Source organism: Bradyrhizobium sp. Kon58 (assembly GCF_055807455.1).
The window spans coordinates 18,429-44,881 of sequence record NZ_JBVVOT010000045.1; the positions used below are offsets into that span (position 1 = coordinate 18,429).

The 26,453-nt window shown below is 64.9% G+C and carries 27 protein-coding genes; 7 read left to right on the forward strand and 20 right to left on the reverse strand.

Features of this window, described 5'->3' with window-relative positions:
* Positions 1–98 precede the first annotated feature (98 nt).
* From AC0L20_RS37105 to AC0L20_RS37115, 3 genes are read right to left on the reverse strand one after another with little or no spacing between them, the layout of a single operon-like run.
* The gene (locus AC0L20_RS37105; protein ID WP_473295279.1) at positions 99–980 is read right to left on the reverse strand and encodes an MlaD family protein; all 882 of its coding nucleotides are present in this window, start codon (positions 978–980) and stop codon (positions 99–101) included.
* Positions 981–996: 16 nt separating this feature from the next.
* Positions 997–1,767, reverse strand: a complete 771-nt coding sequence (locus tag AC0L20_RS37110; protein ID WP_247400481.1) for an ABC transporter ATP-binding protein — start codon at positions 1,765–1,767, stop codon at positions 997–999.
* A gap of 2 nt (positions 1,768–1,769) precedes the next feature.
* Positions 1,770–2,903 (reverse strand): MlaE family ABC transporter permease, encoded by a 1,134-nt coding sequence (locus AC0L20_RS37115; RefSeq protein ID WP_473295280.1) that lies wholly within the window; start codon positions 2,901–2,903, stop codon positions 1,770–1,772.
* A gap of 143 nt (positions 2,904–3,046) precedes the next feature.
* Between AC0L20_RS37115 and dgcA the strand changes: the two genes are divergently transcribed.
* Positions 3,047–4,042: an N-acetyl-D-Glu racemase DgcA gene (gene dgcA / locus AC0L20_RS37120; protein WP_473295281.1), complete on the forward strand. Its 996-nt coding sequence runs from the start codon at positions 3,047–3,049 to the stop codon at positions 4,040–4,042.
* On the opposite strand, the gene AC0L20_RS37125 is transcribed toward dgcA, so the two are convergent.
* On the reverse strand, positions 4,012–5,208 hold the full coding sequence (locus AC0L20_RS37125; protein WP_473295282.1) for an MFS transporter: 1,197 nt from the start codon (positions 5,206–5,208) through the stop codon (positions 4,012–4,014). The genes dgcA and AC0L20_RS37125 overlap by 31 nt on opposite strands.
* A 75-nt stretch (positions 5,209–5,283) precedes the next feature.
* On the opposite strand from AC0L20_RS37125, the gene AC0L20_RS37130 reads away from it, so the two are divergent.
* Both AC0L20_RS37130 and AC0L20_RS37135 read left to right on the forward strand, forming a co-directional pair.
* Complete coding sequence (locus tag AC0L20_RS37130) at positions 5,284–6,672, forward strand: hypothetical protein (RefSeq protein WP_473295283.1); 1,389 nt, start codon at positions 5,284–5,286, stop codon at positions 6,670–6,672.
* Positions 6,673–6,685: 13 nt separating this feature from the next.
* A complete protein-coding gene (locus AC0L20_RS37135) occupies positions 6,686–7,039 on the forward strand; it encodes an ADP-ribosylation/crystallin J1 (RefSeq protein WP_473295284.1) in 354 nt (117 codons plus the stop codon).
* Positions 7,040–7,058: 19 nt separating this feature from the next.
* Here the strand turns inward: AC0L20_RS37135 and AC0L20_RS37140 are convergent, their stop codons facing one another.
* Positions 7,059–7,418, reverse strand: a complete 360-nt coding sequence (locus AC0L20_RS37140) for a hypothetical protein (protein ID WP_007612410.1) — start codon at positions 7,416–7,418, stop codon at positions 7,059–7,061.
* A gap of 121 nt (positions 7,419–7,539) precedes the next feature.
* Between AC0L20_RS37140 and AC0L20_RS37145 the strand changes: the two genes are divergently transcribed.
* On the forward strand, positions 7,540–7,857 hold the full coding sequence (locus tag AC0L20_RS37145; RefSeq protein WP_007602028.1) for an antibiotic biosynthesis monooxygenase family protein: 318 nt from the start codon (positions 7,540–7,542) through the stop codon (positions 7,855–7,857).
* A gap of 30 nt (positions 7,858–7,887) precedes the next feature.
* Here the strand turns inward: AC0L20_RS37145 and AC0L20_RS37150 are convergent, their stop codons facing one another.
* Positions 7,888–8,331, reverse strand: coding sequence for an RbsD/FucU family protein (locus AC0L20_RS37150; RefSeq protein WP_473295285.1), 444 nt, complete (start codon positions 8,329–8,331; stop codon positions 7,888–7,890).
* A 164-nt stretch (positions 8,332–8,495) separates the two neighbouring features.
* Between AC0L20_RS37150 and AC0L20_RS37155 the strand changes: the two genes are divergently transcribed.
* Positions 8,496–10,313, forward strand: coding sequence for a caspase family protein (locus AC0L20_RS37155; RefSeq protein WP_473295286.1), 1,818 nt, complete (start codon positions 8,496–8,498; stop codon positions 10,311–10,313).
* 73 nt (positions 10,314–10,386) lie between these two features.
* Here AC0L20_RS37155 and AC0L20_RS37160 read toward each other — a convergent pair whose 3' ends face one another.
* The 4 genes from AC0L20_RS37160 to thiD form a co-directional block, all read right to left on the reverse strand.
* Positions 10,387–11,370, reverse strand: coding sequence for a threonine/serine dehydratase (locus AC0L20_RS37160; RefSeq protein WP_473295287.1), 984 nt, complete (start codon positions 11,368–11,370; stop codon positions 10,387–10,389).
* A 63-nt stretch (positions 11,371–11,433) separates the two neighbouring features.
* Complete coding sequence (locus AC0L20_RS37165; RefSeq protein ID WP_473295288.1) at positions 11,434–12,477, reverse strand: glycosyltransferase family 4 protein; 1,044 nt, start codon at positions 12,475–12,477, stop codon at positions 11,434–11,436.
* Between the two features lie 13 nt (positions 12,478–12,490).
* Positions 12,491–13,303 (reverse strand): UDP-2,3-diacylglucosamine diphosphatase, encoded by an 813-nt coding sequence (locus AC0L20_RS37170; RefSeq protein WP_007602023.1) that lies wholly within the window; start codon positions 13,301–13,303, stop codon positions 12,491–12,493.
* A gap of 206 nt (positions 13,304–13,509) precedes the next feature.
* Positions 13,510–14,310: a bifunctional hydroxymethylpyrimidine kinase/phosphomethylpyrimidine kinase gene (gene thiD, locus AC0L20_RS37175; RefSeq protein WP_473295289.1), complete on the reverse strand. Its 801-nt coding sequence runs from the start codon at positions 14,308–14,310 to the stop codon at positions 13,510–13,512.
* Positions 14,311–14,439: 129 nt separating this feature from the next.
* Between thiD and AC0L20_RS37180 the strand changes: the two genes are divergently transcribed.
* Entirely contained in the window at positions 14,440–14,685 is a 246-nt protein-coding gene (locus AC0L20_RS37180) for an Lrp/AsnC ligand binding domain-containing protein (RefSeq protein ID WP_007602021.1), read from the forward strand.
* Here AC0L20_RS37180 and AC0L20_RS37185 read toward each other — a convergent pair.
* A complete protein-coding gene (locus AC0L20_RS37185; RefSeq protein ID WP_473295290.1) occupies positions 14,571–15,638 on the reverse strand; it encodes a c-type cytochrome in 1,068 nt (355 codons plus the stop codon). The two genes, AC0L20_RS37180 and AC0L20_RS37185, sit on opposite strands and share 115 nt — an antisense overlap.
* A gap of 154 nt (positions 15,639–15,792) precedes the next feature.
* Here AC0L20_RS37185 and AC0L20_RS37190 point away from each other — a divergent pair, with 154 nt between their 5' ends.
* Positions 15,793–16,209, forward strand: coding sequence for a CHRD domain-containing protein (locus AC0L20_RS37190; RefSeq protein ID WP_456769099.1), 417 nt, complete (start codon positions 15,793–15,795; stop codon positions 16,207–16,209).
* Between the two features lie 77 nt (positions 16,210–16,286).
* Here the strand turns inward: AC0L20_RS37190 and AC0L20_RS37195 are convergent, their stop codons facing one another.
* From AC0L20_RS37195 to AC0L20_RS37235, 9 genes are all read right to left on the reverse strand, one after another.
* On the reverse strand, positions 16,287–17,582 hold the full coding sequence (locus AC0L20_RS37195) for a cystathionine gamma-synthase family protein (RefSeq protein WP_473295291.1): 1,296 nt from the start codon (positions 17,580–17,582) through the stop codon (positions 16,287–16,289).
* A gap of 286 nt (positions 17,583–17,868) precedes the next feature.
* The gene (locus AC0L20_RS37200; RefSeq protein ID WP_456769098.1) at positions 17,869–18,315 is read right to left on the reverse strand and encodes a c-type cytochrome; all 447 of its coding nucleotides are present in this window, start codon (positions 18,313–18,315) and stop codon (positions 17,869–17,871) included.
* 121 nt (positions 18,316–18,436) lie between these two features.
* Positions 18,437–20,746: a xanthine dehydrogenase family protein molybdopterin-binding subunit gene (locus AC0L20_RS37205; protein WP_473295292.1), complete on the reverse strand. Its 2,310-nt coding sequence runs from the start codon at positions 20,744–20,746 to the stop codon at positions 18,437–18,439.
* Positions 20,747–21,067: 321 nt separating this feature from the next.
* Complete coding sequence (locus tag AC0L20_RS37210; protein ID WP_473295293.1) at positions 21,068–21,346, reverse strand: DUF1127 domain-containing protein; 279 nt, start codon at positions 21,344–21,346, stop codon at positions 21,068–21,070.
* 299 nt (positions 21,347–21,645) lie between these two features.
* Complete coding sequence (locus AC0L20_RS37215; RefSeq protein WP_247287415.1) at positions 21,646–22,062, reverse strand: SRPBCC family protein; 417 nt, start codon at positions 22,060–22,062, stop codon at positions 21,646–21,648.
* 163 nt (positions 22,063–22,225) lie between these two features.
* Complete coding sequence (gene murJ / locus AC0L20_RS37220) at positions 22,226–23,752, reverse strand: murein biosynthesis integral membrane protein MurJ (RefSeq protein ID WP_473295294.1); 1,527 nt, start codon at positions 23,750–23,752, stop codon at positions 22,226–22,228.
* Positions 23,753–23,979: 227 nt separating this feature from the next.
* Positions 23,980–25,167, reverse strand: coding sequence for a DegT/DnrJ/EryC1/StrS family aminotransferase (locus AC0L20_RS37225; protein WP_473295295.1), 1,188 nt, complete (start codon positions 25,165–25,167; stop codon positions 23,980–23,982).
* Between the two features lie 10 nt (positions 25,168–25,177).
* Positions 25,178–26,182, reverse strand: coding sequence for a Gfo/Idh/MocA family oxidoreductase (locus tag AC0L20_RS37230; protein WP_473295296.1), 1,005 nt, complete (start codon positions 26,180–26,182; stop codon positions 25,178–25,180).
* Between the two features lie 184 nt (positions 26,183–26,366).
* Positions 26,367–26,453: hypothetical protein (locus AC0L20_RS37235; RefSeq protein ID WP_473256104.1), on the reverse strand; the 87-nt coding region annotated here is incomplete at its 5' end.

A 26,453-nucleotide genomic window follows, 5' to 3' on the forward strand; every position in this document is an offset into this window, starting at 1 on the left:
GTCGATTGCCGCCGGTGGAAGTACCGAACGACTGCTCTTCGCCAAACTCCTCCCTGGGGTAATGGGTCCTGGCGTTCGCCAGGACGACATCTGGGACGCTACTGCCGCCGGCGCTCCGGCACGGCGGGCTTCGGCGGCTCGGGCGGCGGTGGCGGTGCGGCTGGCGGTGCGTTGTTGCTGGCGCCGAACAGGACGCGGGTCGGGTTGCGGTCGAAATTGTTGACGGCGCGGCTGATGTCGCCGAGCGTGCGGCGGCCGTCGGTCATCAGCGCGCCGGAGCGCTTGTCGAAATCGTCGGCCAGTTCGCGGATCGACTTCACAGCCTGGAACAGCTCGCCGCCGTCCTTGCCGCCGGCGAGCGTGTTGAGCCCGAGCATGAGGCTGTCGGCCTTGAGCATCACGCCGTCGACCTTGGCCATCACGCCGTCGATCTTCTCGGAGTTGCGGGCGAGCGAGTTGGTAAAGGTCTCGAGATTCTTCAGCGAGTTCTTCACCGATTCCTGATTGTCGGCGACGATCTTGTTGATGTTCTGCAGCGTGCCGCGGATCGCCTCGGTGACGTCCTGCAGCTTGTTGGGATCGGCCGTCAGCGTCGGAATGCCGTCCTCGTCGAGCGGCGGCGCCGGCGCGGCCTCCTCGCCGCCCTTGAGCGAGATCGCGGCGACGCCGGTCAGGCCCTGGAATTCGAGGCCGACCAGGGTGTCCTTGCGGATCGGGGCGTTGTTCTCGACCATGGCGAGTGCGACAACCCGCCGCGGGTTATCGAGCTTCACCGAGACCACCTCGCCCACCCTGATACCGTTGAAATTGACGCTGCCGCCGTTGCGCAGGCCCGCGGCCGGGCCCTCGAACACGACGCGCAGAGGGCTGCGCTGCTTGGTCGTGTGCAACGACTGAAACCACAGCACGAAGCCGATCGCGGCGGCAATCACCGCCAGCGTGAACGACCCGATCAGCACGTAATTTGCGCGCGTTTCCATCAGCTACTCCGGCACCTCAGCCCATCACCGCGCGAGCGCGCTTGCCATGGAAATATTGCCTCAGCCAGGGATGCTGCGAGGCCTGCATGTCGGCGATCGACCCTGCCGCAATGATCTTACCGTTGCCTAAAACGGCGATGCGGTCACATGCTGTGTAAAGGCTATCGAGGTCGTGGGTTACCATGAAAACGGTTAGCCCCAAAGTCCGCTGCAGAGTCCTGACCAGCTCGTCGAAGTCGCCGGCGCCGATCGGGTCCAGGCCCGAGGTCGGCTCGTCCAGGAAGACGAGATCCGGGTCGAGCGACAGCGCGCGCGCCAGCGCCACGCGCTTGATCATGCCGCCCGACAGTTCCGAGGGAAAGCGATCGGCGACCTCAGGCTTGAGACCCACCATGGTGAGCTTGGCGATGGTGATCTCATCCATCAGCCGCTGCGACACCCGCAGATATTCGCGCATCGGAAACTGGATGTTCTGCCGCACCGTGAGTGAGGAGAACAGCGCGCCCTGCTGAAACAGCACGCCCCAGCGCCGCTCCACATTGCGACGCTGCGACGTATTGGAGGCATCGAGATCGACGCCGAACACCTCGATGCTGCCTGCGACCTTCGGCACGAGGCCGATGATGGTGCGTGTCAGCACGGACTTGCCCGCGCCGGACGGGCCGACGAAGCCAAGAATCTCGCCGCGCTTGACGTCGAGGTCGAGCCCGTCGAGCACGCGCGTCGCGCCGAACTGCACGGTGATGTCGCGGACGCGGATGATGGGGTTCTGGATCTCGGGAGCCATCGTCACATCCCGATCGAGGCGAAGAAGATGGCGAACACGCCGTCCATGACGATGACGAAGAAGATGCCCTTCACCACCGACGCCGTCGTGTGCTGGCCGAGCGATTCCGCACTGCCCTGCACGGCGAGGCCCTCGACGCAGGCGACGATGCCGATCACCGCAGCCATCACCGGCGCCTTGACGATGCCGACGATGAAATGGTCGATCGAGATGGCGTCGCGCAGGCGCAGCAGGAAGGCTTCGGGATCGACGCCGCCATAGAGCCAGGCGACGAGACCGCCGCCATAGAGCGCGGCCATCGCGCCGAGGAAGGCCAGGATCGGCAGCGCCAGCACCAGCGCCAGCATGCGCGGCAGCACCAGCACCTCGATCGGATCGAACCCCATGGTGCGCAGCGCGTCGATCTCTTCGCGCATCTTCATCGAGCCGAGCTCGGCGGTGTAGGCGCTGCCCGAGCGGCCGGCGACCATGATCGCGACCAGCAGCACGCCGATCTCGCGCAACACCAGCACGCCGAGCATGTCGACGACGAAGATGTCGGCGCCGAACCTGCGGAAGTGGAAGATGCCCTGCTGGGCGATGATGCAGCCGATCAGGAAGGTGATCAGCACCACGATCGGCACCGCGCGCCAGCAGACCTGCTCGAGATGATGCACGGTCGAGGTCAGGCGGAACGAGCGCGGGTGAATCAGGGTGCGCGCGCCCGCTGCGAGCACCGCGCCGAGCATGTCGATCAGGCCTGCCACGGTGCCGGCAATACCGGCCACGGTCTGGCCGATCTGCTCCAGCATGCCGGTGATGGTGATCGTGCTGGTGTCGATGACGGGCGTGGCCCTGACCCGTCGCACCTCGTCCACGAGGCTCGAATAATTGGCGGACAGCCCCGCGATCTGCGCCTCGACGGCGCCCTGCGTCAGGCTGCGGCGCAGCCGCTCGATCAGCCAGGCGCCAAAGGTGTCGAGCTTGGCGACCTCGGACACGTCGATGAAGATGCTTTGCGAGGTGCCGGCGAGCTTCTCGGCGTCGGCCACCATCCGCTCCAGGACCGGCGCGAAGCTCGCGGTCCAGGTTCCGGTGGCGCAGAGTGCCAGCGCATTGCCCTTTGCAATCCGTTCCAGCTTCGGATCGCCGTTCAAGATGTCCGCTCCCGTGCCGGGGCGCGAGAAACGGTTGAAATCAGATGGTTGCGCACGCGCCCTTACCCGGAGAAGGTATCCCCAACTGGTTAACCTTAGTTGCTAGAGGTAACCAGCAGGTTCAGATTTCGCCAGAGTTCAAAATGACTTCCAGCAAAGTTCCTGTTCTCGCCGCGCGAATCGAGCGCTTTCCCATCGCGGGCAGTTTCACCATCAGCCGGGGCGCCAAGACCGAGGCCGTGACCGTCGTGGCAGAGGTCAGCCGGGAGGACCTGACCGGCCGCGGCGAATGCGTGCCCTATTCCCGGTATGGCGAGACGCCCGAGGCGACCCTTGCCGCCATCCAGGCCATGCGGGAGGCCGTGGCCGGCGGCCTCACCTGTCAGGCCCTGCAAGCCGCCATGCCGCCCGGGGCCGCCCGCAACGCGCTGGATTGCGCCCTGATCGATCTGGAAGCCAAGACGGCGGGCCTGCGGGCCTGGAGCCTGCTCGACCGCCCCGCGCCGGGCGAGCGCACCACGGCCTACACGATCTCGCTGGGCACGCCCGAGGCCATGGCGGCGGCGACCGCCAAAGCGGCGCACCGGCCGCTGCTCAAGATCAAGCTCGGCGGCGACGGCGATCCGGAGCGGATCACGGCGGTGCGCGAGGCGGCGCCCGAATCCGAGTTGATCGTGGATGCCAACGAGGCCTGGACCGAGGCCAATCTGGAGCACAATCTTGCCGCCTGCGAGGCCGTCGGCGTCACCCTCGTCGAGCAGCCGCTGCCGGCCGGCAAAGACGACGCGCTGGCCCGGATCAAGCGGCCACTGGTGGTCTGCGCCGACGAAAGCGTGCACGACCGCTCTTCGCTGGCGTCGCTCCGCGAGCGCTACGACGCCGTGAACATCAAGCTCGACAAGACCGGCGGCCTCACCGAGGCGCTGGCGATGGCCGATGCCGCTCAGGCGCTCGGCTTCGAGATCATGATCGGCTGCATGGTCGCGACCTCGCTGTCGATGGCGCCGGCGATGCTGGTGACGCCGCAGGCGCGCTTCGTCGATCTCGACGGCCCGCTACTGCTGGCGCACGACCGCGATCACGCCCTGCGTTATGATGACAGCCTGGTCTACCCGCCGGACTCGTCGCTGTGGGGATGAGCTTTCAGCCGGTGCCGCGCCGACCAGATCACAAGCGCGCCGGCAGCGGCCATTGCCGCCATGACGTAATAGAGGCCGTCGCCGATGCGGGCGTAGATCGCGCCTGACGCGATCGAGGTGGTCGCACCCAGCAGCCCGTTGCACGCGGCGTAATAGCCCTGCCCCCGCGCGATCTGATGCGACGGCACGCGCTGCACCAGCAGACTCATCGTGCCGAGAATGGTCATCCCGAAGGTCAGGCCGTGGCCGAGCTGCACGACCGCGAGCAGCGCGAGTGGCGGATCGTATGCGGTGACGATCCAGCGCACGACCGCGCTTGCGCCCCCGATCGCCATGAGCGAGGACGGATGCAGCGAGAAGCGCGGCGACAGCGCGAACACGACGATCTCGGCGATCACGCCCAATGTCCAGAGCCCCGCGATCGTCAGCCCGCCGAGGCCCTGGGCCTGCCAGTTGATGGCCGAGAACGTATAATACGCGACATGGCTGCCCTGGATCAGTGCGGCCGAAACGATGATGGCCCAGAAGCCGGCATCACGCAGCAGCGCCTTGCCGGCGTGCGCCGCTGTCGTCCTTCGCCTGACATCGTCGAGCGGCTGCAGCAGCATGCCGGCGGCGACCGCAACAACAGCCCAGGCGACGATGATCCAGATCAGATCGCGCGCCGCGATGTGGTCCACGAGATAGCCGCAGGCGAGCGAGCCGGCCGCGAAGGCTGCCGAGCCCCACAGCCGCACCGGCCCGTAATCGAGCCCGTAGCGGGCGACACCGCGCAGCGCATAGGCGTCGGTCAGCGGCATGGTGGGCGTCCACATCATGCAGGTCAGCGCGTAGATCAGGAACAGCGCCAGCGGCTGCTGCTGCAAGCCGACCGCCGTGAACCCGATCGCCGTCGCCAACACGGAGATCATCATGCCGGCGCGAATCGCATGTCGCTTTTCGGCAAAGGCCGTGACCTGCGGCAGCGTGGTGAAGCGTGTGATCGCCGGCAGCGCGTTGATGAGGCCGATCCAGGCCGCGTCGATGCCGATCGCCTTCAGCCAGACCGGAAAGAATGGCAGATGCGTTCCCGACACCGCGAACACGGCCGAATAGAACAGCGCGAGGCTCACGGCGAATCGCCGCTTCCGAGCTGCTGCGATGGGGATTTGTGATTCGCCTGCCATCAAACCAATTGCGATTCGGTCGATATCGTGATGATCGTTACTGTAACGCGCGGTGATTTGCGCGACGAGATTGACATGGCCAACGAAGCATTCGCCCTCTCGCCTATGTCTGCCCGCGCGGCCGAGCCGAACGAGCAGGATTACGACGCGATCCGCGAAGCCTTCCTGGAGACCGCGCGCGGCCGCTGGTTCCTCGGCGAATATGCCAAGCGCAACCGCAATGCCGATACCCGCATGGTGCTCGACGCGGTCGCTAAAATCGAAGAAACCCTTGCGGCACAGCGCCAACCCGTCGTCGAGGACCGCCTGCCCGAGGCGCTGGTCGCGATCCGGCACGCGATCCGCGAAGCCGAGACGATTGCGATCGCGGCGTTCGATCCCGGGGCGATCGAGGCGAGCCTCGCGCCGATCCCGCGCGGCCTGCGCATCATCAAGGAGATCTCCTGGCGCTGGCGCGAGATCGGCGCCGACGGGCGAATCTGCGACCTGATTGATTCGCAGCTCGCCTCCATCGAGGCGGCCTGCGCGCAGGTTTCGACCATCGACCCCCGCGCCGACCTCAAGGCCGCATTCGATCTGCTCAAGGACCGAATCGACCAGACCGACGCTGACGCAACGCCGCAGGCCGCGCGCCCGTCGCCGGCTCCGGTGCAGGAGGCACCGTCGTCCGCTGCGGAAGCTCCGCCTGCGGAGGCCGCGCCTGCGGTGATGGCCAGCGAAGCCGCCGTGGCTTTTACGGAGCCGCAGGACATCGCAGAGGCGATCGAGCCCGAAGCCGCCGTGGAGACGGCCGGAATCGTCGCTGAGGCCTTCTCCGTTGCCGAACAGGCGAGGGACGCCGCGCTCGAGCCGGAAATCGTCGCCGAGACCCGGATCGCGCGTGAAGACGCCGCTTTTGAAGAGCCCGCCGCCTTCGCCGAGGTGCCGGACGAATTTTCGCTCGATGCCGCAGCGGAAGCCGAGGACGAAGCTATACTCGACGCGATCGCGCTGGAGATGGCCGCGCCCGATCCGGAATTCGACGAGATCATCGAACCGGTCGAGTTGGAAGCGACGGTTCCGGAGCCGGTGGTTGCGGAGGCCGCAGCGCCCATCGCAGCCGAGATACCGCAGCCGATCGCACCAGAGCCGCTCAGACCCGAGCCAGTCGCCGCCGCAGCGGTCGTGGAGGAGCCCGTAGAGGAAGCGCCGATCGCGATGGAATCGCTGGCGCGCCTCACCAACGCCATTGCGGAAGCCGCCGCCGAAGTGATGGAGCAGCCGGCGCCGGTGATGGCCGCCACCGCGACATTCGGCGCGGCGCAGGCCACGACGCTGCCGATGCCCTCGCCGGTTCCGGAAGCCTCGCTCGGCGCCACCATCCTCGCCAGCGGCATCCTGCAAAAGCCCCGCGCCGCCGCCAACGACCCCATGGCGCCCATCCGCCGCATGACCCAGGCCGAGAAGATCGCGTTCTTCTCCTAACGGGCGCGCAGCTATGTCTCCCATCGAAGACACCCTCACCCTCTGGCGTCCCGTCGGTCCGAAAGAGCTGGAGCTGATCCAGCAAACGGGCATGCGCGCGTTTCCGCCGCGCCTACCCGACCAGCCGATCTTCTATCCAGTCTTGACCGAAGACTACGCCATCAAGATCGCGCGCGACTGGAATGTCCCGGCGAGCGGCTCGGGCTTCGTGACACGTTTCGAGGTCGAGCGCAGCTTCATCGCCAAGTACGACGTGCAGGAGGCGGGCGGCCGCTCACATCTGGAGTACTGGATTCCGGCCGAAGACATCGATGCCTTCAATGCCGCAATCGTCGGCCTGATTGAGGTCGTCCGCAGCTTCCCCTAGGCGCCGCGCGCTCAGCCCATCACCCGCAATTCCAGACCGCACCGATCGGCGTCCGGGTCCAGCACGGCCCAAAACTGCCGCCATTGTAGCGGCCGCCGCCGAAGCCGGGCCGGCCGAAATAGCGCCACTCACCATCCCAGCCGTAATATTGGGGAACGGGGTCGATGTACCAATGGCGCCGGTCGCTGGGCGACATCCGCCGCATCGCTTCCTTCTGCTTGTAGAGCGGAATGCTGTTGCTCAGCGGCTGGCGATAGCCCGGCAGGAAGCCGTAGCCATGCCAGGCTTGCTTGGGACGCTTTTGGATTGAAGCAGCCGGCGCGACAGCCGGCAGCAGCGATAGGACGATAGCGACAGATAGACACATAAGGCGCGACATGGACCGACCATAAACAGTCGGATGCCGGCAGGCCATTCAAATTCGGGTGGGCGATGTAACAAAGCCATCGCGAAACCGAAGAGATCAGGAACGGAAATCCATCACCGAGGGACAAGGAAACATGATTGGTGAAGTGATTGTCATTGGCGATCTGCAATTGCGTGACGGCGCCTCTGTCGATGAACACGACCGGCTCGGCGCGCGCATGTACGACATCGTCAGCCGTCTTCCCGGCTTTGTGTCGGTCAAGTCGTTCAAGGCCGACGACGGCGAGGAGCTCACCGTGTTCCGTTTTGCCTCGGAGGAAGCGCTCGAAGCCTGGCGCACCCACCCCGAACATGTCGAGACGATGAAGCGGGGACATGCTGAGTTCTATGCCAGCGGCTTCCTGCAGATCTGCAAGGTGATCCGCGAGGTCGGACCGTTCGAGCACGCGTGACGCAGTCCCGCATCGTTCGATCGTGCGCTTCTAGTTGATCACACCCTTCCTGATCAGGAAGCATCCGTAACCCCTGCTGTCGCCGACCTGCACGACTCCAAAACTCGCCGCCGCCGCGCGATAAAAATCCGGTCGCGAGAGTTTTCCGGGCGTGACGGGGCCGCCGACGGCGCGTTCGATCTCGGCGAGCACCGCGCGCTGCACGTCGGGGACGCGATCGGGATCGTCGACCGGCATCATCACGCGCACCGGATCGGGATCGAAATCGTCGAGCGGATAGACCGACATGATGGCGCGGATCGCGGTCTCCATGCTCATGCCCGGCAAGTGGATCAGCCGCCGCGAATGCGTGCTCTGCGCGATGCGTGCCGCGGGGTGATTGGCATCGACGAAAACGAGGTCGTCGCCATGGCCCATGGACGCCAGCAGCCAGAGCAGGTCGGGCGTGAGGATCGGATCGATCGATTTCAGCATGTGACGGACTGTCCTCCCATCGGAAGCTCACCTTGGCGGGTTCCAAACGTGATTCAGATCACGCAGCCTACCATGGTGATGGTGATCACGGACCTCAAACTCGAACGCGGCCAAGCTCCCCGGCAACCAATCTCGTATCGAGATCAGTGCCAAAGGAGCGCGCCATGTTCCGCCTAAAACCTTTCCTTATGACGGCCAGCCTGCTGGGAAGCCTGTTCGGCTTCGCCTGCAGCCCTGTTTCCGCGCAAGTCGCCCCGGTCGAGCCGGCTCCCACCGCGCTGCAAGGCCCGGAGCAGCGCGTAGCGCTGGTGATCGGCAATTCGAACTACCAGAACGCGCCGCAGCTCGCCAACCCCGACAATGACGCGGAGTCCATGGCGAAGTTCCTGAATTCGGCCGGCTTCGAAGTGGTCGCGGCGACCGACCTGACCCAGAACGACATGCTTCGGGTGGTGCAGGACTTCTCGGCCAAAGTGTCGGCGCGCGGTCCGAACACGGTGGCGATGGTCTACTACGCCGGTCACGGCGTGCAGCTCGCCGGCGAGAACTACCTCGTTCCTGTCGACGCCAAGGTCTCGAGCCAGACCGAGCTCGTCAACAACTCCGTCCGTCTGGTCGACGTGATGTCGACGCTGGAGACCATCCCGAGCCGCATGCGCATCGTCATCCTCGATGCCTGCCGCAACAACCCGTTCCCGAACGTGAATGATGCCGGTCGCGGCTTGGCCATCGTCGATGCCCCGAACGGTTCGATCGTCGGTTACTCGACCGCACCGGGCGCGGAAGCGCAGGACGGCACCGGCGGCCACAGCCCCTACACGCAGGCCTTCCTGAACGTCGCGCGCGAGCCCAACGTCCCGATCGAGCAGCTGTTCAAGCGCGTGCGCCTCGAAGTGAACCAGACCACCAGCGGCGCGCAGATCCCGTGGGAGAGCTCGTCGCTGACGTCCGACTTCACCTTCTTCGGCGACACCGCTGTTGCCGCCAACCGCGCGCCGGTGAATGCGCCTGTGGTGCAGATGGCCTCCAACCTGCCGAGCCGCTCGACCCGCCAGGCCTATGACTACGTGGTGTCCGAAGCGAGGCCGGAGTACTATCAGGAGTTCATCACGATGTATCCGCACGACCCGCTGTGCGATCACGTCCGCTGGCTGCTCAACAACCTGCTGCTCACGCAGGCCTGGCACAAGACGGTGCTCGCGAACTCGCCGGTCGCCTACAAGTCCTTCTACGACAGCTACGGCAACACGCCCTATGCGCAGGTCGCGCTGAAGCTCCAGATGCAGCCGAAGCAGATCCCCTTGATGCAGGCGACCAAGTTCCTGGCGCCGCAGAATATCGCCCCGACCTTCAAGATCGGCAATCTCGGCCAGCCCAAATACATGCCGCTGCAGCAGGGCAGTGGCGGATCGCAGATAAATGGCAACCTGCCGATCATGCAGAAGTCGGGCGACAACAACGGCATCGGCAAGCTCGGCAATGGCGGCCAGATCGTCAACCTGCCGGCGGGCAACAACCAGCCCAACCAGCAGACCGGCACGCCGTCGCAGACCCCGGGCAAGATCGTCACCCTTCCCGCGCCGACCAACACCACCAACAACAATGGCGGCATCGGCAAGATCGTGACGCTGCCTGCGACCAACAAGACGCCGAACGGCGGCAACAATGGCGGCATTGCCAACGGCACCACCAGCGGCAATCCTGGCAAGATCGTGAGCATGCCGGTGAATGTCGGCAAGGGCAGCACGACCATCGAGACGAAGCCCGTCAACGTTCAGACCCAGAACAACCCGATCCGCATCAACAACGGCGCGAAGATCAACAACAACCCGGTGAACAAGGTGCAGGTGCAGAACAACAACCGCCCGCAGTTCAATGAGACCAGTCGCATGGTCAACAATGGCGGCAACAACTTCCGCCAGTCGATGAACCAGAGCCAGGGTGGTAACGGCGGCAACAACCACCGCGGCTTCATGCACTGATCGCGGTCGGCCACACACGACAAAGGGCAGAGCGGTGACGCTCTGCCCTTCTTCATGTCAGAAGATTAGATTATCAGGCCACCAGCTCGGCAAACAAATCGGCGTCGACATTGCCGCCGGAGAGCACGATGACGACATTCTTGCCGGCAACATCAAGTCGTCCCGCAAGCAGCGCGGCCAAGCCGACCGCTCCGCCCGGCTCCACCACGAGCTTCAGCTCGCGATAGGCGAACGCGACGGCCGCGCCGACTTCCTTGTCCGACGCGGTCACGCCGCGCGCGAGCAGCTTGCTGTTGATCGCAAAGGTCATCTCGCCGGGGATCAGGGCCATCAGCGCATCGCAGATAGTGCGGCCCGCCGGCCCGTGCGGTTCGCGATGACCTGCCGTCAGCGACAGGCCGTGATCGTCGAATGCCTCGGGCTCGGCGACGACGATTTGCGCCAGCGGAAAACGCGCCTTCACAGCCGTTGCAACGCCGGCGATCAGGCCGCCGCCGGAGGCTGGCGCCACCACGATGTCGGGGCTAAGGCCGAGCGCCGCCATATCCTCGGCGATCTCGCGGCCGGCGGTACCTTGGCCGGCGATCACGAAGGGATCGTCATAGGGCCTGACCAGCGTCGCACCGCGCTTCTCGGCGATGCCGCGCGAGATCGCCTCGCGGTCGTCGCGGTCGCGGTCGTACAGCACGACTTCGGCACCATAGGATTTGGTGCGCTCGCGCTTCGACAATGGCGCATCCGCGGGCATCACGATGGTCGCCTGCATGTCGAGGATCTTTGCCGCCGCCGCCACGCCCTGGGCGTGGTTGCCGGAGGAGAACGCGACCACGCCGCCGGCGCGCTTGTGCTGCGGGATCGAGGCGACCTTGTTGAAGGCACCGCGGAACTTGAACGAACCGGTGCGCTGGAGCATCTCCGGCTTGAGATAGACCTTTGCGCCGACACGTTCGTTGAGCACGGGAAAGGACAACAGCGGGGTGCGGACGGCGAAGGGGGCGATCACGCGTGCTGCGGCATCGATATCGGCAGGGCCGATCGGGAGGAGCTGTTCTGTCATGCCTGATGTTATCGCGGCGGATGAGGCGCGGGCAAGGCATCTCCGCGCGAGCATTCTGGGCTCTCAGGCGACGAATCGCGCCGGCTCCGCCCCGTTCCGGCCCGGCAGCACCGCGCCGACCGCCAAAATGCTGTCGATAAAGGCCCGGGCCGAGGCCTCCCAGGTGTAGTTGGCGGCGAATTCGACACAGTCCTGCCGGGAGATGTCCAGCGCGGCGAAGCAGGCGCTGCGCAGATCGTGATCGAGCGCGCCAACCGGCGCATCGCCGATCACGTCGCGGGGGCCCTTCACCGGGAAGGCCGCGACGGGCAGGCCGCTCGCCAGCGCTTCGAGCAGGACCAGGCCGAAGGTGTCGGTCTTGCTCGGAAACACGAAGACGTCGGCGGCAGCGTAGATGTCCGCCAGTTCCTCGCCGTGCTTTTCGCCGAGGAAGATCGCGTCCGGATAGGCCTGCTCCAGCGCGACCCGCGCCGGACCGTCGCCGACGATCACCTTGGTGCCGGGCAGGTCGAGGTCGAGAAACGCCTCGAGATTCTTCTCCACCGCGACCCGGCCGACCGAGAGGAACACCGGCGCCGGCAGGCAGAGGTCGATCGCGCGAGGATGGAACAGATGGGTGTCGACGCCGCGCGGCCACAGCACGACATTGTCGAAGCCGCGCTCGGTCAGCTCGCTGGCGAGCGCCGGCGTTGCCGCCATCACCGCGCGGCTGGGGCTATGGAATCGGCGCAGCGCCCGCCAGATCAGCGAGCCCGGCACCGGCACGCGGGCGCGAACATATTCGGGAAAGCGGGTGTGGAAGCTGGTCGTGAAGGGCAACTTGCGCTGCCGGCAATAGCGCCGGACCATCAGGCCGATCGGACCCTCCGTCGCGATGTGGATGCTGTCCGGGTGTGCCTCTTCGATCAGCTTCGCGATTCTGCCCGGCCGCGGCATGGCCAGCCGCACGTCACGATAGCTCGGCATCGCAAAGGTGCGGAACGATTGCGGCGTCAGGTACGAGAATTCGACGTCGAGAATTTTGGCACCGTCGGCAAGTTTGGTCAGCGTCCGAACCACACCGTTGACTTGCGGGTGCCAGGCGTCGGTCGCGACCAGGATGCGCATCAGGCTAGCCTTGTCATGCAGCTCTGGCTGCGACCTGCGGGACCTGTGCCGGCTTCTCGGCCTGGTCCGCCCAGGTGATGATCTCGAAATGGCCGTCGTCGTGCTCGACCAGCGCCGTGCAGCTCTCGACCCAGTCGCCGCAATTCATGTAGCGGATGCCGCCCTCGTCGCGGATCACGGCGTAGTGGATGTGGCCGCAGATCACGCCGTCGGCGTCGTGGCGCCGCGCTTCCGCGGCGAGCGCCTGCTCGAACGCGCCGATATAGTTGACCGCATTCTTGACCTTCTGCTTGGCCCATTGCGACAGCGACCAATAGGGCACCTTGAACATGCGCCGGAAGAAGTTGACGAAGCGATTGAGCTGGATCGCGAAGTCGTAGGCCTTGTCGCCGAGATGGGCGAGCCAGCGTGCGTTCTGCACCACGAGGTCGAAGATGTCGCCATGGATGACGAGATAGCGCTTGCCGTCCGCGCCGGTGTGGACGGTGTTCTCGACCACGTCGATGCCGCCGAAATGCGTGCCGTAATAGTTGCGCAGGAACTCGTCGTGATTGCCGGGGATGTAGATGACCTTGGCACCCTTGCGCGCCTTGCGCAAAAGCTTCTGGACCAGGTCGTTATGCGATTGCGGCCAATGCCAGCTCGATTTCAGCGCCCAGCCGTCGACGATATCGCCAACGAGATAGATCGTGTCGGCGTCATGGAAACGCAGGAAGTCGAGCAGAAGGTCGGCTTGTGAACCGCGGGCTCCGAGATGAACGTCGGAGATGAACAACGTGCGAAAGCGCCGCTCCGGGCTCTCGTCACTCACATCGTAACTTCCCATGCGCCAGCCTGTAACAATGTCCCGTGACAGGGGGATGACCAATTGAACCTTTGAGGCACCTTCGGATACGAATCGCGCTTGCCTCGCCCTCGCTGCGAATATCAGTCGCATGCGACAATCAGGCGACAGGACGCCGCAGTGCTCCTCCGCAAGAACCCGGAGCTGCATGGCTTGATGGGTCGACGGCGGCGCGCTCGCGAGCGGCGTCAGTAGAACTTATGGAAATGATGGATCGGCCCGTGGCCGTGGCCGACGCTGAAGCGATCGGCGGCCGCGATCGCCGCGCTGATCCAGGCCTTGGCGTTGCGCACGGCGCGCTCGAGATCCTCGCCCGTGGCGAGCCCGGCGGCGACCGCCGAGGACAGCGAGCAGCCGGTGCCATGGGTGTTGCGAGTGGCGACGCGCGGCGCGGCGAGCGCGATCGTGGTGCTGGCATCGACGAGATAGTCGATGCTCTCGGCGCCCTCGCCGTGCCCGCCCTTGATCAGGACCGCCCGGCAGCCGAGCGCCAGCAGCCGGCGCCCCTGGCTCTCGATCTCGGCCTCGCTGGCCGCGACCGGTTCGTCGAGCAGAGCCGCGGCCTCGGGCAGATTGGGTGTGATCACCGAGGCCAGCGGCATCAGTTTGATCCGCAGGGCGTCGACGGCTTCGGAGGCGAGCAGGCGATCACCCGATGTCGCCACCATCACGGGATCGAGCACGATATGCCGGGGCGCCCAGCGCGACAGCGCGGCCGCGATCGCATCGATGCTGGCAGCTTGCGCCACCATGCCGATCTTGACCGCGCCGACCTCGAGATCGGAAAACACGGCGTCGATCTGCGCGGTGACGAATTCGGCGGGCACCGCATGAATGCCGGTGACGCCGCGGGTGTTCTGCGCCGTGAGTGCCGTGATGGCGGAAGCGCCAAAAACGCCCAGCGCGGCAAAGGTCTTCAGGTCGGCCTGGATGCCGGCGCCGCCGCTCGAATCGGAGCCGGCAATGGTCAGCGCGACGGGCGTCGTCATGTGGCGACTTTCAGCGTTCTCATAGCCATGGCCCGTCCTAGCGCGCCTTCCCCAGCGCAGCAAGTTCGCTTGCTAAATCCGGCCGGGTTTGGCCTATTAGCCGCCAGATATGCTTTCGGAGTGACCGCGATGGTTCCCTTTTTCGTCCAGATCAAATGCAAGCTCGGGCAATCCTATGTGGTCGCCAATGCGCTTGCCGAAGCCGAGATCGCCTCCGAGATCTATTCCACGGCCGGGCAATACGACCTGCTGGTGAAGTTCTACGTCGACAACGACACCGATATCGGCCATTTCGTCAACGAGAAGGTGCAGGTGCTACCCGGCATCCAGGACACCCTCACCATCATCACCTTCAAGGCGTTTGGCGCGAGTTGACCGTCCGGAAAAGAGCGGGGCTGATCACGCGCCGCCCTCCTTGCGCTGAGGCGCGGCGGACCGTCCACCGGCGGCAGCGATTTGAGATAGTCCGCCATCGCCGCGAGATCGTCGTCCGGCAATTGCGAGGTGTTCTTGATCACCCGCGTCATCGCGCCGCCGACGCTGTCGCCGTCGGGCAATTCGCCGGTCTTCAGGAAATACGCAATATCCTTCGCGCTCCACTCGCCGAGGCCCTTCTGGGTGATGTTGGGGACCCACCCCTCGCCTTCCGGATTGGGCCCACCGGCGAAGCGTTGTCCGGCGATGATGCCGCCAAGCGGGTTGCGCGGGCTGTGACATTCCGCGCAATGGCCAAAGCTGTTGACGAGATAGGCGCCGCGATTCCACTGCGGCGACTTCGCGCTGTCGGCGACGAAGGGCTTGCCGTCCATAAATAAGAATTTCCAGATGCCGACGTTGCGCCGGATATTGAACGGAAAGCGCACGTCGTGGTCGCGCACCTTGCCTGCAACGGCCGGCAGCGTTTTCAGGTACGCGAAGAGATCGAGCACGTCCTCGCGCCTGGCGTGCTGATAGGACGTGTAGGGAAAGGCCGGAAAGTAATGCTGCCCGTCCGGGGAGACCCCGTGCATCACCGCATTGACGAATTCGGCCTCGCTCCATTTGCCGATGCCGTCGGTCGGATCGGAGGAGATGTTCGGCGCGTAGAACGTTCCGAACGGCGACTTGATCGCGACGCCGCCGCCGAGCCTGAGACGATCGGGCTGGTCGGGGACGGCATGGCATGAGGCGCAGCCGCCGGCGTTGAACATCAGCTCGCCATTGGCAAGATCAGGGGCGCGGGCGGGCGCGGTGCCGGCGGCCGCCACCTCCGGCGCGCTGAGCCACCAATAGACGCCCACTGCAGCGAGCACGGCGAGCAACGCCACGGAGATTGTTCGTCGCAACATGCGGTCCTTTCGTCGTCGCGGCAAAGCTTATGACCGATGTCCTCGCGGCTCCAGCCACGAAGAATTTAGCCCACCGCGGCCAGAAACGGGAATAAACTGAAATGCCGGCTGTTGGAAGTTTGGCAGCCCAAACGGGTTCAGCAGGGAGAAAAACATGAACAAGATCGTCATTGCCATGTCAGTGCTTGGCGCCGTTGCTTTTGCGGGTTCGGCCAGCGCCGAAAAGCTGAAAGCAACGCTCGACGCCAAGTCCGAGGTCCCCGCAACGACCAGCAGCGGCACCGGAACGGCCGATCTGGATTACGACGCCGCCAGCAAGAAGCTGTCCTGGAAGCTCACCTATTCCGGCCTGTCCGGCCCCGCCACCGCCGCGCATTTCCACGGCCCCGCCGAGGCCGGCAAGAACGCCGGCGTCGCGGTCGCGATTCCAGGCGCTGCCACCAGCCCGGCCGAGGGCTCCGCGACATTGACCGACGCGCAGGCCGCCGATCTGCTTGGCGGCAAGCTCTACGTCAACATCCACACCGCGGCCAATCCGGGCGGCGAGATCCGCGGTCAGGTGACCAAGTAAACTTCGCACAGACCAGCAAAAAAGGGCGGCTGCGATCGCAGCCGCCCTTTTCGATTCCCGTAGCGCTGGCGCAGGCGTCACACCTCAGGTTCGGCTGCGTTCAGCGCCTGCGCGAGGTCGGCGATCAAATCCGACGGGTGTTCGATGCCGATCGACAGCCGGATCGTGGAATCGAGCACGCCGATCTTGCGGCGGATGTCGGCGGGAACGCCGGAATGGGTCATGGTGGCGGGCAGGCTCGCAAGCGACTCCGTTCCACCGAGGCTCACCGCCAGCTTGAGGATCTGCAGCGCGTTGAGGAATTTCATGGCCGCGGCCTTGCCGCCGACGATGTCGAACGAGAACGTGGACCCCGCCCCCGTGCATTGCCGCGCGAACACAAGTCCGTCCGGCGACGCCGCCTCGTGATGACCGAGATAGTGCACCTTGGCCACCTTGGGATGATCGCGCAGATAGTCCGCCACGAGGCGCGCATTCGCATCAGCCTTTTCCATGCGCAGGCTCAGCGTCTCGAGCGATCGGTTGATCATCCAGCAGGAATGCGGATCGAGCTGGGTGCCGATGGCGCCCCGCAGCGCCTTGATGCCTTTCACCACCGCCTTCGCGCCGAGCGCGGCGCCCGCGATCAGGTCTGAATGACCGCCGACATATTTCGTGAGCGAGTACAGTGAAATATCGGCGCCGTGCTCGATCGGCCGCTGAAACACCGGTCCGAGCAGCGTGTTGTCGCAGGCGATGATCGGAACGTGGCCTTGGGTCTTTCCGGTGGTCTCGGCGACACGGCGCATCATCGCGATGTCGACCAGCCCGTTGGTGGGGTTGGCCGGGGTTTCGATCAGGATCATCGAGACCCGGCCTTTGCCCATGGCTTCCTCCGCGGCCTGGCTGACCACGGCTTCGTCAACGCCATCGGCGAAGCCGACGGCGCCGATCGAAAGACGCGCAAGCGTATTCGTCAGCAGGGTTTCCGTCCCGCCATAGAGCGGCTGGGAGTGCAGAATGACATCGCCGGGACGGACGAACGCCAGGATCGTGGTCGCGATGGCCGCCATGCCCGACGAGAACAGCGCGCAGCTCTCGGTGCGCTCGTAGATCGCGAGCCTGTCCTCGACGATTTCGCTGTTGGGGTGATTGAAGCGTGAATAAACCAGGCCCGCGCCCATCCCTTCCGGCGGCTCGCGCCGCCCGGAGACGAAATCGAAGAAATCCTGCCCGTCCTCGGCCGTCTTGAACACGAAGGTCGAGGTCAGGAACACCGGCGGCTTGACCGCGCCTTCCGACAATTGCGGATCATAGCCATAGGTCAGCATCAGCGTTTCCGGATGCAGCATATGGTTGCCGATGTGCGTCTTCGACGGGAACGGTTTGACCATGGCTTGTCTCGCTGTTGCTGATTGAGCTGCTCGCCGCGGGTTGGAACTCCTGATGTCATGACGCAGTCAGGAGCAAGATGCGTCAGCGTCAAAAGCTCACGCCAATGCCGCGGCGGCTGGAGCAAAGATAACCGCTCCGGCAGCGATCCGTCAGGCCTTGCGGATAGAATTTCCAGCGCTGCGCGCCGACATGAAAAAAGCGGCTGCTGTCGCAACCGCTTTTTCCCGATTCCCGGTAGCCCGGATGGAGCGCAGCGCAATCCGGGCAACGAATCTTTTTCTTGCCTCAGCCGTTCTTCACGCGAAACGTCTCGTGGCAGCCGCCGCATTCCTTGCCGACCGCGGGGAAATTCGCCTTGAGCGAGTCCAAATCCTTGATCTTGCCCTTGGCCTCGCCCACGACCTTGGCGAAGCTCGCGACCTTGGCATCGAACCCGGCCTTGTCCTCCCACACTTTCGGCGAGGCGCTGTAGTCGCCCTCGGGCTTCATGCCCTTGGCGCTCGCCGGAAACAGGTTCGGCAGCTTCTTGGCGGTGTCCTCGAACTGCGCCAGCGCGCTGTCCACCGTGGCCTGGTCGTAGGGCTTCTCCCCCTTGACCATCGCCGCCACCGCGCCGGCGTTCTTGCCATTGCCCTTCATCAGGGTCTGGACCTCCTTGACGGAGTCCTGTTGTGCCCAAACCGCGCCCATGCCCAGCAGGAGCGCGCCCCCAACCACCAACATTCGCTTCATTCGCAAAGTCCCTTTCCTTGATGCAGGATTTCCTTGATGCAGGATCGCAGTGCTGCACGATCGTGCTGACCCCTCAATGGGGCCAACACCGCTCGGCAGATTTCATTCCCGTGGAAGATTGTCACAGGCTGTGACGGCGATGGTGCTCGTTGACGGCGATCCACACCCGCTCCGGGGTCGCCGGCATGTCGATGTGGTCGATCTTGTACTCGCGCCAGAGCCCGTCGACGATGGCGTTGACAACGGCCGGGCAGGACCCGATCGCACCGGCCTCGCCCGCCCCCTTCACCCCCAGCGGATTGGTCTTGCAGGGAACGTTGGCGGTCTCGAACACGAAGTCCGGCCCGTCCGCCGCGCGCGGCAACGCGTAGTCCATGAAGGTCGCGGTGACGAGCTGGCCGTCGCCCGCGCCATAGACCACCTGCTCCATCAACGCCTGGCCGATGCCCTGCATGGCGCCGCCATGGACCTGCCCGGCCAGCAGCAGCGGATTGAGCGTCATGCCGAAATCGTCGACGATCACGTAGTTGACGATTTTGATGATGCCGGTGGCCGGATCGATCTCGACCTCCGCGACATGGGTGCCGTTGGGATAGGTGCCGTCGGCGCTGGCGAAGGTCGCGCTCGCATTGAGCTTCGACGGATCGACGCCGGGACGCTTGGCGAGATCGGCGAACGAGATCGAACGGTCGGTGCCGGCAATGCGCACCAGGCCATCGGTGATCTCGAGGTCGCCGGCACTGGCTTCCAGCGCCTGTGCTGCGATCTCCTTGAGCCGCGCGCCGAGTTCGCGAGTCGCGCGCTCGACGCTGACACCGCCTGACGGGATCGAAGCCGAGCCGCCGGTGCCGAGTCCGGTGGCGATCATGTCGGTGTCGCCCTGGTGGACGTGCACGCGCTCGGGCGCCACGCCGAACTGCTCGGCAACGATCTGCGCATAGGCGGTCTGATGGCCCTGCCCGCTCGACTGGGTGCCGATCAGGACAGTGATATCGCCATTTGGGTCCATCCGCACATTGGCGGTCTCCTCGCCCATGGTGCCGCAGACCTCGACATAGCTCGCAAGTCCGATGCCGCGGATCAGGCCGTTCTTCTTGGCCGCCTTGGCGCGCTTGCCAAACTCCTTCCACTCGGCAATCTCCATCGCGCGCTTCAGATGCGCGGCGAAGTCGCCGGAATCGTAGACCTTGCCGGTCGCGGTCTTGTAGGGCAGCGCCTTCGGCTGAATGAAATTCTTGCGGCGGATGGCATCAGGCGTCATGTCGAGTTTTCGCGCGCAGGCGTCCACCAGACGTTCGATGACGTAAGCCGCCTCAGGCCGCCCGGCGCCGCGATAGGCGTCGACCGGCACGCTGTTGGTGAAGATGGTACGCACCCGGCAGTGGAACGCCTGGATGTCGTAGAGGCCCGGCAGCATGCCGGCGCCGCCATGCGGGATGTAGGGTCCGAAGGTCGACAGATACGCGCCCATGTCGCCCATCAAGTCGCAATCCATCGCGAGGAATTTGCCGTCCTCGGCCAGCGCCATCTTCGCGGTGGTGACGTTGTCACGGCCCTGCGCGTCGCCCATGAAATGCTCGGTGCGATCGGCCGCCCATTTCACCGCCTTCTTCAGCTTTCGCGCCGCGACTGCCAGCAGGGCGTATTCCCGATAGGGAAACAGCTTCGTGCCGAAGCCGCCGCCGACGTCGGGGCAGATCACCCGCATCTTGTCGGTCGGGATGTTGAGCACGTTCTGGCAGAGGATATCGCGCAGCCGATGGCTGCCCTGGCTGCCGACCGTCAGCGTCAGATGGTCACGCTTGGCGTCGTATTCGCACACTGCCGCGCGCGTTTCCATGAAGTTCGCGACCACGCGCGGATTGACGATCGAGATCTCGGCCACCGCATGCGCTTTCGCAAAGGCAGCTTCGGTCGCTTTCTTGTCACCGATCGAGACGTCGAACAGGACGTTGCCGGGCTTGTCCGGCCAGACCAAGGCTGCGCCCTTCTTCACGGCGTTGACGACGCCGGTCACCGCCGGCAGCGGGCTCCATTTGACCTCGATCGCCTCGATCGCGTCGCGGGCCTGGTCGATGGTCTCGGCGACGACGAAGGCGATGGAATCGCCGACATGGCGCACTTCATCCTTGGCGAGGATCGGGTAAGGCGGCCCCTTGAACGGGTCGGTTTCGAGATTGAACAGGCACGGCAGGTCGCCGAGATCTGCGACGTCATCGGCGGTCAGGATCAGCGCAACGCCCGGCAAGCCACGGGCGCGGCTCGCATCGATGGTGTATTTGGCATGCGCGTGCGGCGAGCGCAGCATCAGGCAGCGAAGCGCGGCCTGCGGCGCATAATCGTCGGTATAGCGGCCCTTGCCGCGGATGAGCGCGTCATCCTCCTTGCGCAACACGCTTTGGCCAACGCCGAACTTGATGGGAGCCGCCATTTTCTCGTCCCGTTTCTCATGGTTGTTTTGCCGGCATATTGCCGTGGAAAAACTGGCAAGGCAAACGGGTTTAACGGTGGCACGTGATTGCAGGCAGGGAACGCGCCGCGCCCCGGTCACCCACCGGAGTGTCGCATATGGCAACCAGTGACTGTAGAACGAACTCGGCCTGCATGGTTCGAGACGCCCGCTTTGGCGGGCTCCTCACCATGAGGGTTTAACATCTCGCCGCAAAACGCGACCTCATCCTGAGGGCCCGCCATAGGCGGGCGTCTCGAAGGATGGGCCGCGAAGAAGCAGCCAGCCAAGCTCCTCAAAAGCCTACATCCCTCGACGGCTCCATAGATAGGTCGCGCTATTTCTCAGCGCATCGATAGCCCGTTCCGGCGTGAAGTAGTCGATCTCGCCGCGCGTCAGGCCGATATCCATCAGCTCCCGGTCACTCAGGTCCCGCAAGGCGATTTGCGGGCCCTGCCGCCAGCGCCAGTCCTGGAGCGCACGCCAGTATCGCGCGAGCAAGCCTAGAATGCTGCGCGTCGATGCAAGTTCGAGGGGGAGCCCCTCGGCCTCGGATGTGATGTTCGTCTGTTGGGGTGGCATCGCATGCTCCTGCTGTTGTGCCGGCAGGGAGCGTGGCCAAACAAAAGGCCCCGTCCGATGCCGGCGGGGCCTGGTGGAAAAGATGTCGTCGTCGAATTCTAGCGCGCGACTCCTTCCACGGCCCAGCCGAAGCGGGTCATGTGAATGCAGTTGAGTTTGCGCACTGATTTGATCATGCGCTGCGATTACCACAGCAATCGCGCAAAATCAAGAGATGTGTGGAGGTTCGCTGCATCCTGGAGGCGAGTCCCCACCTGAGGGTGCCGGGCGCCGAAGCCGACGACGCCCGTCAAAGCCCTTCACGACTTCGTCTGCTTCGCTTCCACGTATCGTGCGAAGTTGTCGAGGATGGCCTGCCAACCGCCTTGCTGCTGCTCGACCGAATGTGTCGATTCGCCATCGAAAACCACGCGGACGAGAATGCCCTTCGGGCCGGGCACAAACTCGACTTCGGCTTTTCGCTCGCCGAACGCGTATTCGATCCGCTTGTGCTCGATGATTTTCGTGTAGGTACCGGCGAAGTCAAAGCCCATGCTGCCGTCCTTGGCCTCCATGCGAGATGAGAAGACACCGCCTTCTCGCAGATCGACGGTCGCCTTGGTCGTATGCCAGTCGTCGGACGCGGCGTTCCACTTCATGATGTCGGCCGGCGTCGTATAAGCGCGCCAGACCTGATCGATGGGGGCTGCTACGTTGGTTTCGACGGTGATCCTCATAAACAGTGCTCCTGGTTCGGTTTTTGCCGGCTCGAGGTGACGGCATCACGTCAATTGTGCAGGGTCCATCCGCCGCACTTCCGAGATGTGTCCATCCAAGGACGATCGAGACTGGCCCGTGCCGACAGGGTCGAGCCGTCAATGCGTTGAAAATATGAAAAAGCTACCCGCGCACCAGCGAGACCAGCCAGCGGCGGCCGAACAGCGCGAGGATGGCGAGCGCATAGACGATCGTGCCCCCGACGGCCAGCAGAAGCAGCGTCAATTCGTCCCGGAAGTGCATCGACCCCAACCAAGGACCGCCAAAGCGCGCGATCAGCCAGAAGGCAGCGGCCATGATGATCCCGGTCAGCAGGAATTTGGCGAGCGACAACAGCCAGGCGCGGTCCGGCACGAGAAAGCCGCGCCGCACCGCGAAGAACAGCACCAGCAGCAGGTTGGTCCAGACGCCGACGGCAGTGGCCAGCGCAAGCCCGATCTGGGCCAGCGATCCCATCAAGGCGACCTTGAGGGCGACGTTGACCGCGATGCCGGTCAGCGATGCCCGCACCGGCGTCGCCGTGTCCTTGCGCGCGTAGAAGGTCGCGACCGCGCTGCGGATCAGCACGAAAGGAATGAGGCCGACGGCATAGGCCGCGAGCGTGGCGCCGGCGGCGGCGGCATCGGCTTTCGAGAACGCGCCACGGGCGAACAGCGCGCGCATGATCGCGTCGGGCACGGTGAGGAAGGCGGCGACGAACGGCACTGAGAACAGCAGCGTGAAATCGAACGCGCGGCGCTGCGCCTTCATCGCACCGTCATGGTCGTTGGCCGTGATCCGCCGCGACATCTCCGGCAGCAGCACCGTGCCGATGGCAATGCCGATCACGCCGATCGGGAGCTGGTTGAGGCGGTCGGCATAATACAGCGCCGACAGCGCGCCCGCAGGCAGGAAAGTCGCGATAATGGTGTCGGCAAACAGCGCGAGCTGCGTGCCCATCGAGCCCAGCGTCGCAGGTCCCAACGCCCTGAAGAAAGCGCGGACGTCTTCGTCGAGCCTCAGCGGCGCGAAGCGCGGCAGCCCGCCATGGCGGGCGAGATCGCCGGCGAGCAAGAAATACTGCAAAAAGCCGGAGATCAGGACGCCCCAGGCGGCGGCGTGGCCCGCGCTGGGAAACCAGGCGGCGAGCGCCAGCGTCATCATCATCGACATGTTGAGGAAGATCGAGGCGGCCGCGGCGCTGGCGAAGCGCTGCATCACGTTGAGCATGCCGCCATAGAGCGTCACCAGCGTGATCAGCAGCAGATAGGGAAAGGTGATCCGGGTCAGCTCGATCGCGAGCTTGCGCTGCTCGGCGTCCTCGGAAAAGCCGGGCGCCAGAACGCTCATCGCCTGCGGCATGAACAGCCAAGCGACGATCAACAGCACCACCTGCGAGGCCAGCAGCAGCGTGAAAATGCGGTCGGCGAACAGTCGTGCCGCCCCCTCCCCGCGCTCGCCATGGACGTGCGCATAGGCCGGCACCCAGGCCGCGTTGAACGCGCCCTCGGCAAAGATGGCACGGAAATGATTGGGCAGCCGCAGCGCCACGAAAAAGGCGTCGGCCACGGGGCCGGCGCCGAGAATGGCCGCGAGCATGATGTCGCGGGCAAATCCCGTCAGCCGCGAGAGCAGCGTGTAACCACCAACCGTGAAGATACGTCCGAGCATGCGCCTGTTTTAGAGACTTATCGAACAGAGGTCGATTGCATCTTGCTAATGCGCATTGCTGCGCCCTCTCCCCTTGTGGGAGAGGGCAGCGCCGCAAGTAGACACAAACTCGATAGGGTGAGGGGTCTCTCTCCGCGCATTCCGTGCGGACAGAGACCCCTCACCCGTCTCGCCGCTTTGCGGCGAGCCACCCTCTCCCACAGGGGGAGAGGGTAAGAACAGCGGGATCAGCCCGCGATTGCCCCGCGCACGGCGGCGATGATTCGCTCCTGATCGGCTTCGGTCAAATAGGCGTGCATCGGCAGGCTGATGACGTCCTGCGACAGGCTCTCGCAGCCCGGCAGGCCGTTCTCGGCAACCGGGTACTGCTTGTAGGCGGTCTGCTGATGCATCGACTTGCCGTAATAGATCGCGGTCGGCACGCCCTGGGCCTTCAGCGCGGCGGCAAAGCCGTCGCGGTCGGTGCCCTCAGGGAGACGGATCGTGTACTGCGCCCAGACCGACGTATTGCCGGGAGCCACGCGCGGCACAGTGACCACATTGCTGAGACCGCGCGCGTAGCGCTCGGCGACTTTGTTGCGGGCGGCGATCTCGTCGTCGAAGATCTTCAGCTTCTCGATCAGGATCGCGGCCTGCATGGTGTCGAGCCGGCCGGTCAGGCCGAGGCGGACGTTGTCGTATTTGTCGACGCCCTGCCCGTGCACTCGAATGCTGCGCAGCGTCGCCGCGAGTTCGTCGTCATCGGTGAAGATGGCGCCGCCGTCACCGAAGCAGCCGAGCGGCTTTGCGGGGAAGAAGCTGGTCGCGGTGGCGAGTGCCAGGGTGCCGAGCTTGCGGCCCTTGTAGCTCGCGCCAAAGCCTTGCGCTGCGTCATCGAGCACGAACAGGCCTTCGGCCTTGGCGATCTCCGCGATGGCGTCGTGATCGGCGGGCTGGCCGAACAAGTCGACCGGAATGATCGCGACCGGCTTGAGACCGGCCTTGCGGGCGGTTGCGATGCCGCGCTTGAGCGATTCCGGGCTCATGTTGAAGGTGGCTTCGTCGACGTCGACATACACCGGCGTCGCGCCGGTCCGCGCCACCGGCGACGCGGTCGCGATGAAGGTGAAGGACGGACACAACACGGCGTCGCCAGGCCCGACATTCTTCGCCATCATCACCATCAGGATCGCATCGGTGCCGCTGGCGCAGCCGATGACGTGCTTGGCGCCGCAATAGGCCGCAAGCTGCTTCTCGAGCTCGGCGACTTCAGGGCCGTTGACGAACTGACAATGGTCGAGAACGCGCTTCACGGCGGCATCGAGCGAGTCGCCGAGCCGGCGGCGCTGCGAGGCGACGTCGATGAAGGGAATGGGGTCGGAACGCAGATGCTGGTTCATGGCCTGGTTCTTGGCGCCTTCTTGAGTGGTCGGCATGGATAAGGAATCAACCCGCGACGCGGCGCGGACCCTTGCGGGTCGACGACGTGGCCGCGGGCCGCGACGGCGTTTCCAGGCACTGCGTCGCGATCTCGAGGCTGGCGACGCCTTCGTCGCCGGTGACCGCCGGCGTCTCGCCGTTGCGCACGGCCTTGAGGAAGGCGATCAGCTCGGCGCGGAGCGGCTCGTCATGGCCGACTGGCAGATGGCGCATCGAATAGCTGCCGTCAGGCTTGAAGCCGAAGCATTCGGTGACCTGGCGCGTCAGGAGATCGCCCATCACGTATTTGCCGCGGGTCGCGACCGTGACGCTGCGCGCCTTGAACGGCGTCAGCCAGTTGGTGTTGATGTGCGCGAGCACGCCGTTGGCGGTGCGGAACTGCAAGAGCGCGATGTCCTCGCGCTCGGCGACCGCACTCGACAATTGCGGCTGCACCTCGACGATGTCGGACTCGGTGAACCAGCGGATCAGATCGATGTCGTGCACGGCGAGATCGATGACGACGCCGACATTGGACATGCGCGGCGGGAACGGGCCGACGCGCGTGATCGCGATCGACAGAATATCCTCGCCCGCGATCGCCTGCTTGACGGCGGCCACCGCCGGATTGAAGCGCTCGACATGGCCGACCATCAGCGTCACGCCGGCCTTTTGCGCAGCCGTGACGATCTCGCGGCCTTCCGCGACCGTGGACGCAATCGGCTTCTCGACCATCACGTGGATGTTCTTGGCGATGCAGGCGAGCGAGACCTCGTGATGCAGATGGGTCGGCGCCGCGATGGTGACGGCATCGACGCCTTCGGCCAGCAGCTGGTCGAGCGTCTCGAAGCTCGCGCAATTGGCAAGCTCCATCGCCCGGGTGCGATGTGCCGGCGAAGGATCGACGACGCCGACGAGGTTGACGCCGGGAAGACCCGCGAGCACGCGTGCGTGGTTGCTGCCCATCACGCCGGCGCCAATGACGCCGACGCGCAAGCCGGCCTTTGCCGGTGCCGATCCTGTGGAACTCATTTGAGCAAACCCCGATTCAACGCAAATCCCCGAGGCGCTTCTAGCACGGCCGCCACATTTGTGGCGAATGCGGAGCTAGCGGTCCGGACACGATTTGATTCAAAAAGTTACACGTTTCCCGGGCCTTAAGCCTCTGAGAGAGACCACTCTTTTGGCCCGGGTCGCGTGATTCGGAGTGTGCTGGTTACGACCTTTGGTAGTCGTCTTCAATCCGGATGATGTCGTCTTCCCCGAGATAGCTTCCCGTCTGGACCTCGATCAGCTCCAGCAT